This is a genomic window from Caballeronia sp. RCC_10, from assembly GCF_041360715.1.
In the GTDB taxonomy this organism is placed as follows: Bacteria; Pseudomonadota; Gammaproteobacteria; order Burkholderiales; family Burkholderiaceae; genus Caballeronia; species Caballeronia grimmiae.
On record NZ_JBFUPT010000001.1, the window covers coordinates 718,830 to 732,782 of the forward strand.

A 13,953-nucleotide genomic window follows, 5' to 3' on the forward strand; every position below is an offset into this window, starting at 1 on the left:
TTCAGGTCAGCCGCAGCGGTTCGATCATGAGCTTTTCTTCGTCGAGCCAGATCTGCACGGGCTTGCTCTGCACATCGGCTGCGAGCGGGTTCTCGGTCGTCCGGTAGATCCCGGCGATGGAAATCAGTTCCGGCTCGAGACACGTGCAGAAGATGCGCGCTTCGAGATTGCCGTGCACGCCTGCGAGCGCGCGGCCACGCAACGGCGCATAGATATGGATGTTTCCTTCCGCGATGACCTCGGCTCCATACGACACGAGCCCGAGCACGATGAGATCGCCCTTCGCGTACACCTGCTGCCCGGAGCGCAGCGGCCTTTCGATGATGGTCGCCGGTTGCGGCAGCGCAGGCGGCGGCTCCTTCGCGACGGCTGCTTCGATGACAGCGGCGGCTTCGGTGTTGGGCCTGGCTTCATCGACGGAGGGCTTCGGCGCACCCCGGCGGTCGCGTGCTTCCAGAATGGGCAAGCCGCCCGCGTTGGCCCATTGAATCGCCCAGGCCTGCGACGGCAACGCGACAACGCCGACGGGACGCATGCGTACGCTTTTCAAAAGCGTCTCAAGCTCAGCCAGCGATACACGCTCGCCTTCGCCGCCGTCAGCCGAGGCGAGGCGCCGCACGTCGATGGCGACGACGTCGTTCGCGAAGAATTCGGGAGTCGCTTCGAAGCGCCGCGTGAGTTCGGTGCGAAGGACGTCGAGGTCGGGAGTCTTGACGACGAAGAGAAGCGTGTCGACGGAGCCGCTGCGCAGTTCGAAGAAGGGCGTTTTGTTGAGCGACATAGGAACGGCCAAAAATTTTGCGTATTTTACAGGCGTACACGCTTGCGGCCATAGTTTTTCAGGCCGATTTTCTGGCATCGAACAGATGAGTGCGTGCGGCGCGCACGCCATGCAAAGGCTGGACGCGGAGGGCTTAAGCGTCGTGTCCGGACTTCATGTGACGCACGTACAGCGATTCCGCTTCCTGCTCGTGCATCGGCATTGCGCGTCGATCGCCGGTGGGGCCGAAGCCGAGGCGTTCGTAGAAGCGCATCGCGTTGCGGTTTTCATCGGCGATCCATGCATGCACTTCCGATGCGCCCTGCTCCGCGAGCCACTGCGATGCGAAGTTGACGAGCAGCTCCCCGCCCCGCAGATGACGAACCGCCGGCGCGACCCACAGTGCGCTCACGAATGCCCGCTTGTCGTCGGCCTCTTCGATATACGCATGCACGAGCCCGGCCGGATGCCCTTCGGTGTACAGCAGAAAGGTGGCGAGCCGGGGCGAGCTGGCGTGCAGCGTGGCGGTATCGTCGAATGATGCGGGATCGACGAGCAGTGCGTCTTCGAGTGTTTCGCCGAACGCGTACGGCGCTTCGCGCAGCGATGCCGTGCGAAGCTCGCGCAAAACCGAACCTTGTTGCGCGCCGATGCGGCTGACGGTCAGTGAGGGACTCATGCGGGCGATTATCTCTCTGGCTTTCTGGCTTTGCCCGGGCGCCTTGCGGCGGCTCGGGCGCAGGCCCATTCGCGTAGCTTCATCCGAACGGGCGAACCCGTCAATTCCTAAATCCTGGAAAGTGCTTTAAAGCGCACGCTTTCGCGGCTTTCCTGGGGCTGTCCGCTCACGGTTGCGCGTAAGCGCCCGTGCCATCCGGCCACGGCGTAAGCAGCTCGAAGCCTTCCTCGGTGACGGCGACCATGTGCTCCCATTGCGCCGACAGCGAGCGGTCCTTGGTGGTGACGGTCCAGCCATCGCGTGATTGCTGCGTGGCCGCGCGGCCCGCGTTGATCATCGGCTCGATGGTGAAGACCAGGCCGGGCTTCAGACGCAGCCCCGCGCCGCGCTGGCCGTAATGCAGCACTTGCGGGTCTTCGTGATACACCCGGCCGATGCCGTGGCCGCAATACTCGCGCACCACCGAGAAGCCTTCGCGATGCGCGACCGACTGGATCGCGAAGCCGATATCGCCGAGCGTCGCGCCGGGACGCACCGCGCGGATGCCGGCGACCATCGCTTCGTAGGTGGTTTCGGTCAGACGCCGCGCTTCCTTCGCAGGCGTGCCGGCGTAGTACATGCGGCTGGTGTCGCCGAAGTAGCCGTCCTTGATGATCGCCACATCGATATTGATGATGTCGCCGTCCTTCAATTCCTTCGGCCCCGGAATGCCGTGACACACCACGTGATTGACCGACGTGCAAACCGTCTTCGGAAAGCCCATGTAGCCGACGTTCGCCGGCACCGCCTTCAGCTCGTCGACGATGAAACGATTGCAGATGGAGTCGAGTTCGTCGGTGGTGACGCCGGGGCGCACGTGTTCGGCGATCATCGCGAGAACTTCGGCGGCCAGGCGGCCTGAGATGCGCAGCTTCTCGATGTCGGCGGGAGTCTTGAGGGTGATGGCCATTGAGCAATGCGGATGGTTTCGTGCCGCCTGCATGCGGGCCCGGAACCGCCTCTGGCGAATGCCGGAGGTGCGCCCCGCACGAGGACAATGGGCCCGATGATAGCATTGCCGCTTTCGGCAACGGGCGGCCGCCGCTCTGGACCACGGCCTTTTGTGCTGTTTTCGGTGTGTGTCGCGTCCGTGCGCCGACTTCGCGTTTTCTCACGGAGCGTTATGACCTTGCATCGCCTTTTTCTCGTTACCGCTTTCGTATCGGCTGCCGGGGCGCTTGCCGCGTGCGGCTCGACCAGTGGCCCGGAACTGCGGGCAGCGAAGCCCATGATCTATGTCTCGTCGGCGCGTGCAGCGTCGGACATATCGGACTGCCTGCAGCGCAGGCTGCCGTCGACGCAAGTGATCCGCGATCAGGGTTCGACGGAGCTTATCGTCGGATCGAATGCGTGGCTCGTGACGCTGACCCCTTCGGGGTACGGATCGATCGTGAAGGTGCAGCAGTCGGCGAGCGATGATGGCGGCGTGCCGGAGCCGCAGATGCGCTTCGATGTGGCGCGGTGCGTGGTCTGAGTCTGCCTGCCGGGGCGCGGGCCATACGGTCCGCGAGCTCTCTGAAACAGCGCCGGAAATGAAAAACCCCGCAAGTCTTGTCGACTTGCGGGGCTCAAGAATTTTGGCGGAAAGGGTGGGATTCGAACCCACGGTACGGGAAAACCGTACGCCTGATTTCGAGTCAGGTACATTCGACCACTCTGCCACCTTTCCGTCTACCAGCTTACTGCTGCCGGCCTTCGCTAAACGGGTCGCTGCTCAACGAAGAATGAAAGTATATCGAAGCCGCTGAAGTTTTCAAGCACCTTTTTGCAAATAAACATCAGGCTGAGGCACGGGCTTCGATCCGTTCCGCACCGCGCATATACGGACGCAGCGCCGCTGGAATCGTCACCGATCCGTCCGCGTTCTGGAAGTTTTCCAGTACCGCAACGAGCGTGCGCCCGACCGCCAGTCCCGAGCCGTTGAGCGTGTGCACGAACTCCGGCTTGCCCTGCGCGTTGCGAAAGCGCGCCTGCATGCGGCGCGCCTGAAACGCCTCGGTGTTCGAACAGCTCGAAATCTCGCGATAGGTGTTTTGGGCCGGCAACCAGACCTCCAGATCGAAGGTCTTCGCCGCAGAGAATCCCATGTCGCCCGTGCACAGCGTGATGACGCGGTAAGGCAGTTCGAGCTTTTGCAGAATGGCTTCCGCCTGGCCGACCATCTCGTCGAGCGCCGCGTACGAATGTTCGGGCGCGACGACCTGCACCATCTCGACCTTGTCGAACTGATGCTGGCGGATCAGTCCGCGCGTGTCGCGTCCATACGAGCCCGCCTCCGAACGGAAGCACGGCGAGTGCGCGGTCAGCTTCACAGGCAGCGCGCTCGCTTCGAGGATGCTCTCGCGCACGGTATTGGTCAGCGAAATCTCCGACGTCGAAATCAGATACTGCGTGACCGTGTTGTCGTCGCCGCCCTTTTCCACGCGGAACATGTCGTCGGCGAACTTCGGCAACTGGCCGGTGCCGTACAGAATCTCCGGATTGACGATGTACGGCGTATAAGCCTCCGTATAACCGTGCTGCTCGGTATGCGTGTCGATCATGAACTGCGCAAGCGCGCGATGCAGCCGCGCAATCGGCCCGCGCAGCAGCGTGAAGCGCGCGCCCGAGAGCTTCGCGCCGGTTTCGAAATCGAGGCCGAGCGGCGCGCCGACATCGACGTGATCCTTCACTTCGAAATCGAAGGCGCGCGGTGCGCCCCAGCGCCGCACTTCGACGTTCTGCGTCTCGTCGTTGCCGACCGGCACGCTTTCGTGCGGCAGATTCGGCACCGTCAGCATCAGATCCGACAGACGCTTCTGCACGTCATCCAGCTGCGCCGCCGATGCCTTCATCGTGTCGCCGATGCCGCTTACTTCCGCCATGACAGCGGACGTGTCCTCGCCGCGGCTTTTCATCGCTCCGATCTGCTTGGACAGGCTGTTGCGGCGCGCCTGAAGTTCTTCGGTGCGAGTCTGAATCTCGCGGCGCTCGGCTTCGAGCGCGGCGAAGGCGGCGACGTCGAGTGTGTAACCCCGATCGGCGAGGCGCTTCGCGACGCCGTCCAGGTCTTTGCGGAGGAGTTGAATGTCGAGCATGACGGGCTGCTTTTGTTAAGTATTCGGAAACGCCGATTCTAGCGTACGGACAGGCCGGGACTGACTGACGCACGTTCGCGCGGAAACGGTACCGGGCCTGTGCGCGAACCGCCTATGCGCAGTCAGCGCCGCCTGATGAAATCACCGCTGAAGTCTAGTCCACCGTCAGCGCGAATCACCGGGGGCGGCCCGCCCGCTTCGCGAAAAACGCGGCGCCCCGGAGCGAAACACCCGGCGCATCAGCGCTTCTTTTCTTCCCGATGCTCGCGCCGCCATGCATCGTCGAGATCGGCGAGGCGTGAAAGTTTTTCGCCGATCTTGCCCTCCAGTCCGCGCGGCGTCGGCTGATACCAGTGCGGCTCGCGCATGCCGTCCGGCAGATACGTTTCGCCGGCCGCGTAGGCGTCGGGCTCGTCGTGCGCGTAGCGGTACTCGTGGCCGTAGCCCAGTTCTTTCATCAGCTTCGTCGGCGCGTTGCGCAGATGCACGGGCACGCCGCGCGACTGGTCCTTGCCGACGAACCGCCGCGCCTCGTTGTAGGCGTTGTAGCCGGCATTCGATTTCGGCGCGACCGCGAGATAGATGAGCGCCTGCGCGAGCGCCAGTTCGCCCTCGGGCGTGCCGAGGCGCTCGTACGTTTCGGCGGCATCGAGCGCGATGCGCGCGCCGCGCGGATCGGCAAGCCCGATGTCCTCCCACGCCATGCGCACGATGCGCCGCGCCAGATATCGCGCGTCCGCGCCGCCGTCGAGCATGCGGCAGAACCAGTACAGCGCCGCATCCGGATTGCTGCCGCGCACCGACTTATGCAGCGCGCTGATCTGGTCGTAGAACGCGTCGCCGCCCTTGTCGAAACGCCGCAGATTCTCCGCGAGCGCGCTGCCGAGCAAGGCGCCGTCCACGTCCGTCGTCTTCTGCTGCGCCGCCGCCCGCGCGACGATCTCGAGGTTGTTGAGCAGCTTGCGCCCGTCGCCGTCCGCGGAGCCGATGAGCGCGTCGCGCGCCTCGTCCGTGAAGGTCAAGCCGCCGAGTTCGGCGGTCGCGCGTTCGAGCAGTTGCGTCAGCTCGTCGGCGTCGAGGCTCTTGAGCACGTACACGGCCGCACGCGACAACAACGCACTGTTCACCTCGAACGAAGGATTCTCGGTCGTCGCGCCGACGAACACGAACAGGCCCGATTCGACATGCGGCAAGAACGCATCCTGCTGGCTCTTGTTGAAGCGATGCACTTCGTCGACGAACACGAGCGTCTGCCGCCCGTTCGCGCGATGAATCTGCGCGGTCTCGACGGCCTCGCGGATATCCTTCACGCCCGACAGCACCGCCGAAAGCGAGATGAACTCGGCGTTGAACGCAGCCGCCATGAGGCGCGCAAGCGTCGTCTTGCCGACGCCGGGCGGGCCCCATAGGATCATCGAATGCGCCTCGCCCGATTCGAACGCGACGCGCAGCGGCTTGTTTGGCCCGAGCAGATGCTTCTGGCCGATCACATCGTCGATGGTGCGGGGACGCAGGCGCTCCGCGAGCGGAACGTTGCCACGGTTTTCTTCGAACATGGGCGGTGGACGCAGTGGATGCAGGTTGGTGCGCTGATCGCACGCAGCAAAAACGCGGCGATAATCTTGCGCTTCTCACGGAGCGCGGGGCATTAGCCATTCGGCCAGGTTTCCGCGCGGCCAGCCGTGGCGCAAAATGGGCAACGATTCCGGGAATTATGACAGCCGGACGCTGCACATGATCGCGCCGGTCGAGAACGCGGCGGCCGTCACTCCGAACCGACACTATCTGGGGATCCAATCCGATGCAGCAAGACAACACGTCCACCTACGCGCCGCTCACGCCGGTGCCCGCCGAGCGGCGCGCTTTCGGCACGAGCGACGCCTTCGCGCTCTGGTTCTCGCTCGGCATCGGTCTCTTGGTCGCACAGGCGGGCGCGCTGCTCGTGCCGGGCTTGTCGCTGCCGCACGCGCTGGTCGCGATCGTCATCGGCACGGTGATCGGCGTCGTGCTGCTCGCGCTCGCCGGCGTCATCGGCACCGACACGGGGCTCGCGGCGATGTCGTCGCTGCGCCCGACGCTCGGCGTGCGCGGCGCGTCGGCGCCCGCCGTGCTGAACGCGGTGCAACTGGTCGGCTGGGGCTCGTTCGAAATCATCGTGATGCGCGATTCCGCCGACGCGCTCGCCCGGCGATCCTTCCATCTCTCGATGCCGCTCGTCTGGACGCTCGTGTTCGGCGCGCTTGCGACGCTGCTCGCGATAAGCGGCCCGCTCTCCTTCGTGCGGCGCTTTCTGCGCACGTGGGGCATCTGGCTGCTGCTCGGCGGCGCGGGGTGGCTGACCTGGAACCTGCTTTCGAAGCATGATCTCACCTCGCTGATGGCGCGTCCCGGCACCGGCGAGATGGCGTTCGGCGCGGGCATCGATCTGGTCGTCGCGATGCCGCTTTCGTGGCTGCCGCTCATTGCGGACTACACGCGCTTCGGGCGCAGCGCACGCGGCACGTTTCGCGGCACGCTGCTCGGCTATGGCATCGCGAACCTGTGGTTCTATGCGCTCGGCGCGGTCTATGGCCTCGCGGCGGGCGGCGGCGATGCGCTCCTGACCGTCGCGCTGGCGCAGGCGGGCGGTGGCATCGCGCTGCTGCTGATCCTGATCGATGAGATCGACAACGCCTTCGCCGACATCCACTCGGCCGCCGTGTCGACGGGCACGTTCTGGGTGCGCGCGAGCGTGCCGATGCTGTCGGCTGGCTACGGGGCGTTGTGCACGCTGGTCGCGCTCTTCGTCGCGATGGGCAAGTATCAAAACTTCCTGCTGCTGATCGGCTCGGTGTTCGCGCCGCTGTTCGGGGTGGTGCTGGCGGATCACTTCGTGGTGAGAAAGCGCCGGGTCGATGCCGCCGCGCTCGGCCGGCTCGACGGGCGCTATGGCTACTCCGGCGGCTGGCACGTGAGCGCGTTCGTCGCATGGGCGATCGGCATCGCCGCGTATCACGCGATCAATCAATGGCTGCCGAATCTCGGCGCGACGCTGCCGGCGCTCGCGCTGGGCGCTGCGTGCTATCTGCTGCTGGTTTCGACGCGGCGGGCGGCATTGGCTTCGTGAGCACGCGTTGGCTTCGTGAGCACGCCGCGCCGCGTGGGCGCTGCGCGCGATGCTACGTTAAAGATGCCCGCATAGTGACGCGGGATGTCGCGTAAGCATGGCTCTAGAATGCGCCTCCCGGGCGCACCCGCGTAGCGGCGGATGATCGGCTCGCATCACTTCCATCCCGACAAGCATTTCGAGCAGTTCAATCCGGGCATCGGCGCGGAATGCTGGCTTCGGCCGAACGACGCGGCCGGCGTGCCCGCGAGACCGAGCGCGCCCGCTTCGGCGCGTGATGCATCGGTAGCGCCGCGCGAGCGGTTTCGTCAAACGCGCCTTTGCACACCCGGCAGCACGCACAACAACTCGAAGGCGAGATTCGCACCGAGCAGCGCCGTCGTGCCGAACGGATCGTACGGCGGCGCGACCTCCACCAGGTCCGCGCCGACGATGTTCAGCCCCCACGCGCCGCGCACGATCTCCAACGCCTGCGGCACCGTCAGCCCGGCGATCTCCGGCGTGCCGGTTCCGGGCGCGAAGGCCGGATCGATGCCGTCGATATCGAAGGTGATGTACACCGGCCCGTCGCCCATCTGCGCGCGCACTTCCTCCATCAGCGGCGCGAGCGACTTGTTCCAGCATTCCTCCGTCTGTACGACGCGAAAACCCTGCTCGCGGCACCAGTCGAAATCGCCCGCTTCGTAACCGGTTCCGCGCAATCCGATCTGCACGACCCGCTCGCAATCGAGCAGACCCTCTTCCACCGCGCGGCGAAACGGCGTGCCGTGCGCGATCTTCTCGCCGAACATCGTGTCGTTGACGTCCGCGTGGGCGTCGACGTGAATCAGGCCGACCTTGCCGTGCTTCGCGTGAATCGCGCGTAGGATCGGCAACGCGATGGTGTGATCGCCGCCGAGCGTGATCGGCTTGCAATCGTGTTCGAGAATCTCGCGATACGCCCGCTCGATCCGGTCGATGGAATCGAGCAGGTTGTACGGATTGATCGCGACGTCGCCGATGTCCGCGACACGCAGCGAATCGAACGGCGCGGCGCGCGTCGCCATGTTGTAGGGGCGCAGCAGCACCGATTCGCTGCGCACCTGACGCGGCCCGAAGCGCGCGCCGGTGCGGTTCGACGTGCCGAGATCGAACGGCACGCCGACGAAACACACGTCGAGTCCGGCGGCGGAGGGCACGTGGGGCAGGCGCATCATCGTCGTGATCCCGCCGCAGCGCGGCATCTGGTTGCCCGACAGCGGCTGCGGCCGCTCGGCGCGATGATCCTGAAAATGCGAATCGAAGTGTTCGGCGGGAGCGAAGAGCGAAGATGTATTCATGGCAGTAAATGTCGCCTAAAAGGTTGACAAACCTCATTAGTACCGTCTTTCCCGCCAAGTTAAAATACAACTGCCATCCACTTCACATCGATAAATATCGATCTATCGGCGGTCCGCATGTTCACTCACCTTTCCGATCTGGATTTGCGGCTGATCCGCGTCTTTCTCGCCATCGTCGATGCAGGCGGCGTTTCATCCGCGCAGGCGACGCTGAACGTCGGGCAGTCCACCATCAGCACCCAGCTCGCGACGCTCGAAACGCGGCTCGGCTACCGGCTTTGCGAACGCGGACGCGGCGGTTTCGCGTTGACGTCGCGCGGCGAGCAGTTCGTCGATGCCTGCCGCACGCTGCTCGTCGCCGTCGATACGTTCGATTCGACCGCGCGCAACGTCGGCAGGACGCTCGTCGGCACGCTCACGCTCGGCATGATCGGCACGACGCCGGTCAGCGCGAACGCGCGCATCAGCGAGGCGATCGCGCGCTTTCGCGAGCGCGACGAATCAGTGCGCTTCTCTGTGCTGGTCCGGTCGCCGAACGAACTGGAGGAAATGCTGCTCGCCGGGCGCATTCAGATGGCGATCGGGTATTTCTGGCATCGCGTGCCGTCGCTCGAGTACACGGAGATTTCCGCGGAGGACCAGCTTGCGTATTGCGCGCGGTTGCATCCGCTGTTCGCGCGGGCGGGCGGCGTGACGCTCGACGAAGCCGCCGAGCATGACTGGGCGTGGCGCAGCTATCCGTTGCCCGAAGCGGGGGCGCTGATGCCCCGCTCGATCAGCGCCGTCGCGGACAACATGGAATCGGTCGCGATGCTCGTACTGTCCGGGCGGCATCTCGGTTATCTGCCGGAGCATTTCGCCGCCTCATATGTCGAGGATGGCCTGCTCGCCCCGCTGAACAAAGAGACGATGCGCTATCGCGTCGCCTTTCAGATGGTCACGCGAGCACGGCGGGACCGCGGGGAACGACGCGAGATTCTCGATGCGTTCGTCGACGATATGAGCGCAGCGCATCGTAGGTGAAACGTTTATTGCAGCCTACAGGCATCCAAAATCGGTGTATCGCTGCCAAGTAGACAGGAATCCTGTCTATTTTGAGATGCGCGCACGAATGTCCTTGGCATCTTGTTCGGACTGTTCTTATTATTGTCTGACGTGCCGGTTCGCGAGATAAGAAGCATCTCGCGAACCGGGCGACCAAGACAACGAACCGGGGGAACGCGATGGGCAGATCGACGCTGCATGCAAGGAAGGCTGGACGTTTGGCAATCGCAGGGGCGGCCGCCTGCTTCGCCATTTCCGCGAGCGCAGTGACCATACAGGGAGGGACCATTACCTTCAGAGGGGCGCTGGTGTCGCCGCCGTTCGGACTTTCGATGCGCACGACATCGGCGGAAGACAACGGATTCTCCACGCGGCGAAGCGCAAGCGGAGCGACGGCCTCGGTGATATTCACGCCCGCGCCGAACAGTTCCCCCAGCGCCGATGTTTCGCTGGTTATCGATAGCCACCGGGCCGCACCGAATGCGCTAGGCGCGACCTTCACGGACGGCAGCGGACATCCGATAAAGGCAGACGGCGCAGGCGCATTTCACGTGAGGCCGTCGGGCGGCGTGCTGTCAATGCAGGAAAAGCAGTTGTCCACGAGGGCCGTGACGCTCGTCACGAACTATCACTGAGCATCGCCGCCGCAAGCGACGCGCGGCTTTCAGGAGCCGCGGGGGGAAGGTGCATCGAGCTTGTGCGGCGGCGTGCCCTCAAAAAAGGACAAGGCATCGTCGCGAGCCAGATGCATTCGGCTTCCGGCGATGAATGCCGGTAGCGAGATCAGGCGGACACGGCGTCAGAGTCGAGTCAACGGGAAGTCACGACGCGCGGCCTCTCGCGGCTCATCACCCGTTGATCACATCCGCGCCCTTCGGCACGTTGAACTTGAAGGTATCGCCCTTGATCGGCGGGTTCTTCTGGATGTTCAGGAACGTCAGCAGCGTGACGTTGCCGAATACGTCGTGCAGTTCCATGGCCTGCAGATTGCCGTCCTTGAAGCCGATGCCGACCGTCTCGAACTGCGTGTCCTTCGCCTTCGGCGTCAGTTCCAGCCAGTCGATGCCGCCCTTCACGCCGGCATCGCGCAGCGTGAAGTTCTTGTCGAGATCGTTGCTGCCGAAGAGGATCGCGGCCGGGCTTGCGCCGAGCGCGCCGCCGAGGCTGCGCACGGTCACCTGATTCAGGTCCTTGTCGTAGACATAGAGCTTGTCGCCGTCCGCCTGCAGGACTTGCGAATACGGCTTCTCATACGACCAGATGAACTTGCCCGGACGCGCAAACATGAACGTGCCGCTGGAGTTCGCACCTTTCGATGCCGTGGGCGTGGCCGACGCGCCGTTGTTCGCTCGGCCAGGCGCCCTCACCTCCTGCTGCGTGAATTCGCCGCGCGCAGCGTGAACCTGCGACACGAACTGCTTCAACTGCTCCGTGCCGCTCGCGAATGCCTGCGTTGCGAAAAGCATCGACGCCGACAACAGCATCGCGCCAAAAATCTTCCCCGTTCGCTGCTTCATAGTCTCGTTCTCCAAATGTTGCCCGCCGTGCGCGACGCTCATTCCGCTTCGCGCGCCGGCGTAAGAATCTCCCGGTTGCCGTTCGACGACATCGCCGAAATGAGGCCCGAGTTTTCCATCTGTTCCAGAAGCCGCGCCGCCCGGTTATAGCCGATGCGCAAATGCCGCTGCACGAGCGAAATGGAAGCGCGCTTGTTCTTGATGACGACTTCGACGGCCTGGTCATACAGCGGGTCGGCCTCGCCGTCGGCCGAGCCCGCTCCCGCGCCGGCCGCGCCTTCGTCGCCATCGCCCGCGAGCCCGCCTTCCAGGATGCCTTCGATATAGTTCGGCTCGCCCTGTTCCTTCAGCTTGTCGACGACGCGATGCACTTCCTCATCCGAGACGAACGCGCCGTGCACGCGCACCGGCAGCCCCGAGCCCGGCGGCAGATAGAGCATGTCGCCCATGCCGAGCAGCGACTCCGCGCCCTGCTGATCGAGAATCGTGCGTGAATCGATCTTCGACGACACCTGAAACGCCATGCGCGTCGGCACGTTCGCCTTGATGAGGCCCGTGATGACATCGACCGATGGCCGCTGCGTCGCCAGAATCAGATGGATGCCCGCCGCCCGCGCCTTCTGCGCAATCCGCGCGATCAGCTCTTCGACCTTCTTGCCGACGACCATCATCAGATCGGCGAGTTCGTCGATCACCACGACGATGTGCGGCAGGCGCGTCAGCGGCTCCGGGGCGTCGGGCGTCAGGCTGAACGGGTTCGGAATCTTCTCGTCGCGCTTCTTCGCTTCGTCGATCTTCGTATTGAAGCTCGCGAGATTGCGCACGCCCATCTTGCTCATCAGCTTGTAGCGGCGCTCCATCTCGGCGACGGCCCAGTTCAGCGCGTGACCCGCCTGCCGCATGTCGGTGACGACCGGACACAGCAGATGCGGAATGCCTTCATAGACGCTCATTTCGAGCATCTTCGGATCGATCAGGATGAGCCGCACCTGATCCGCGCTCGCCTTGTAGAGCAGCGAGAGGATCATCGCGTTGATGCCGACCGACTTGCCCGAGCCCGTTGTGCCCGCGACCAGCAGGTGCGGCATCTTCGCGAGGTCGGCGCAGACCGGATTGCCGCCGATGTCCTTGCCGAGACCCATCGTGAGCGGCGAAGCGCCGTTCGCGTACACCTCGGAGCCGAGAATCTCGGAGAGCTTGACGGTCTGCCGGCGCTGGTTCGGCAATTCGAGCGCCATGAAGTTTTTGCCCGGAATCGTCTCGACGACGCGAATCGACACGAGCGACAGCGACCGCGCCAGATCCTTCGCCAGACCGACGATCTGGCTGCCCTTCACGCCCGTCGCCGGCTCGATCTCATAGCGCGTGACGACCGGCCCCGGATACGCCGCGACCACGCTCACCTCGACGCCGAAGTCCTTCAGCTTCTTTTCGATCAGGCGCGACGTGTATTCGAGCGTATCGGCGGCGATGGTTTCCTGCACCTTCGGCGGCGGATCGAGCAGCGAAATGGCCGGCAACGTGGAATCGCCCGGCAGGTTGGCGAACAGCGGAACCTGCTTTTCCTTCTCGACGCGCTCAGAGCGCGCAGGCGTCGCGACCGGCGGCACGATCACGACCGGCTCGTGGTCCTCCTGCTTCACGCGCGAACGCACGACCTTGCCTTCGCGCTTCGACGCGGCCTCCTCGCCGAGCTTGCGGTCGCGGCCGGCTTCGCGCCGCAGCTGCGCGCCGGTGATCGCGTTCAGAATGCCCTCGCCGACCTTCTCGCACACGGAAAGCCACGAAAAGCGGAAATAGAGCGACAGCCCGATCGCGAGCGCGATCAGCAGAAAGAGCGTGGCGCCGGTGAAGCCGAGTGCATGCGACACATGACGCGCGATCAGGTCGCCGACCACGCCGCCCGGCGCGCGCGGCAGCGGCACCTTCAGCGACCACATGCGCAGAGCCTCGATGCCGTCGCTGGCGAGCAGCACGAGCACGAACGCGAACGCTTCGGCAAGCCAGGTGCGGTCGCGCGGCGCGTCTTCATCGTTCTTCGATGACTGCGCCGCCGGCTCGCTGATGCGCCGGTAATTCGCGATGATGCGCCGCCCGAGCAGCACGACGAGCCAGTACGACGACAGCCCGAACACGAGGAGCAGAATATCCGACGTGTATGCGCCGACGCGGCCGGCCCAGTTCGAGATGCGATCGACGCTCACCGCGTGGGTCCAGCTCGGGTCCTTGCGGCTGTAGGAAATCAGCGCCATCACGAGGAAGAGTCCGAGCGCGACCTGGAGAATCCAGCGAATCTCGGTGAAGAGCCGCGACATGCGGTGCGGCAACGCCTGCGGGCTCGCGGAATAGGATGCTTTTGCCATTGATTCGGTGTCGCTTTTTGCGGCCCTGGGTGGATGAGCGCCGATGGCG

12 protein-coding genes and 1 tRNA gene are annotated in these 13,953 nt (G+C 64.6%); 4 read left to right on the forward strand and 9 right to left on the reverse strand.

The window, feature by feature from the left end; genetic code table 11:
- Window position 1: 1 nt before the first annotated feature.
- From minC to map, 3 genes are all read right to left on the reverse strand, one after another.
- Window positions 2-781, reverse strand: coding sequence for a septum site-determining protein MinC (minC, locus tag AB6804_RS03440; RefSeq protein WP_370885226.1), 780 nt, complete (start codon window positions 779-781; stop codon window positions 2-4).
- A 133-nt stretch (window positions 782-914) separates the two neighbouring features.
- Window positions 915-1,439 carry a GNAT family N-acetyltransferase gene (locus AB6804_RS03445; protein WP_370885227.1) on the reverse strand — a complete coding sequence of 175 codons (525 nt, stop codon included), beginning with the start codon at window positions 1,437-1,439 and terminating at the stop codon, window positions 915-917.
- Window positions 1,440-1,605: 166 nt separating this feature from the next.
- Window positions 1,606-2,388: a type I methionyl aminopeptidase gene (map, locus tag AB6804_RS03450; RefSeq protein ID WP_035960586.1), complete on the reverse strand. Its 783-nt coding sequence runs from the start codon at window positions 2,386-2,388 to the stop codon at window positions 1,606-1,608.
- 213 nt (window positions 2,389-2,601) lie between these two features.
- Between map and AB6804_RS03455 the strand changes: the two genes are divergently transcribed.
- Window positions 2,602-2,952 (forward strand): hypothetical protein, encoded by a 351-nt coding sequence (locus AB6804_RS03455; RefSeq protein ID WP_370885228.1) that lies wholly within the window; start codon window positions 2,602-2,604, stop codon window positions 2,950-2,952.
- Between the two features lie 104 nt (window positions 2,953-3,056).
- Here AB6804_RS03455 and AB6804_RS03460 read toward each other — a convergent pair.
- The 3 genes from AB6804_RS03460 to AB6804_RS03470 form a co-directional block, all read right to left on the reverse strand.
- Window positions 3,057-3,147, reverse strand: a tRNA-Ser gene (locus AB6804_RS03460).
- Between the two features lie 109 nt (window positions 3,148-3,256).
- Window positions 3,257-4,555 (reverse strand): serine--tRNA ligase, encoded by a 1,299-nt coding sequence (gene serS, locus AB6804_RS03465; RefSeq protein ID WP_370885229.1) that lies wholly within the window; start codon window positions 4,553-4,555, stop codon window positions 3,257-3,259.
- A 239-nt stretch (window positions 4,556-4,794) separates the two neighbouring features.
- Window positions 4,795-6,111 (reverse strand): replication-associated recombination protein A, encoded by a 1,317-nt coding sequence (locus tag AB6804_RS03470; protein WP_370885230.1) that lies wholly within the window; start codon window positions 6,109-6,111, stop codon window positions 4,795-4,797.
- A gap of 245 nt (window positions 6,112-6,356) precedes the next feature.
- On the opposite strand from AB6804_RS03470, the gene cytX reads away from it, so the two are divergent.
- Window positions 6,357-7,661: a putative hydroxymethylpyrimidine transporter CytX gene (gene cytX / locus AB6804_RS03475; RefSeq protein ID WP_370885231.1), complete on the forward strand. Its 1,305-nt coding sequence runs from the start codon at window positions 6,357-6,359 to the stop codon at window positions 7,659-7,661.
- 308 nt (window positions 7,662-7,969) lie between these two features.
- Here cytX and speB read toward each other — a convergent pair whose 3' ends face one another.
- Window positions 7,970-8,980 carry an agmatinase gene (gene speB, locus AB6804_RS03480; protein ID WP_370885232.1) on the reverse strand — a complete coding sequence of 337 codons (1,011 nt, stop codon included), beginning with the start codon at window positions 8,978-8,980 and terminating at the stop codon, window positions 7,970-7,972.
- A 117-nt stretch (window positions 8,981-9,097) separates the two neighbouring features.
- Between speB and AB6804_RS03485 the strand changes: the two genes are divergently transcribed.
- Together AB6804_RS03485 and AB6804_RS03490 are read left to right on the forward strand one after the other, a co-directional pair.
- Window positions 9,098-10,003: a LysR family transcriptional regulator gene (locus AB6804_RS03485; protein WP_370885233.1), complete on the forward strand. Its 906-nt coding sequence runs from the start codon at window positions 9,098-9,100 to the stop codon at window positions 10,001-10,003.
- Between the two features lie 239 nt (window positions 10,004-10,242).
- Window positions 10,243-10,659, forward strand: a complete 417-nt coding sequence (locus AB6804_RS03490) for a hypothetical protein (RefSeq protein WP_370885234.1) — start codon at window positions 10,243-10,245, stop codon at window positions 10,657-10,659.
- Window positions 10,660-10,872: 213 nt separating this feature from the next.
- Here AB6804_RS03490 and lolA read toward each other — a convergent pair whose 3' ends face one another.
- Window positions 10,873-11,541 (reverse strand): outer membrane lipoprotein chaperone LolA, encoded by a 669-nt coding sequence (gene lolA, locus AB6804_RS03495; protein ID WP_035961078.1) that lies wholly within the window; start codon window positions 11,539-11,541, stop codon window positions 10,873-10,875.
- A gap of 38 nt (window positions 11,542-11,579) precedes the next feature.
- Complete coding sequence (locus AB6804_RS03500; protein WP_370885235.1) at window positions 11,580-13,904, reverse strand: DNA translocase FtsK; 2,325 nt, start codon at window positions 13,902-13,904, stop codon at window positions 11,580-11,582.
- Between the last annotated feature and the right edge of the window lie 49 nt (window positions 13,905-13,953).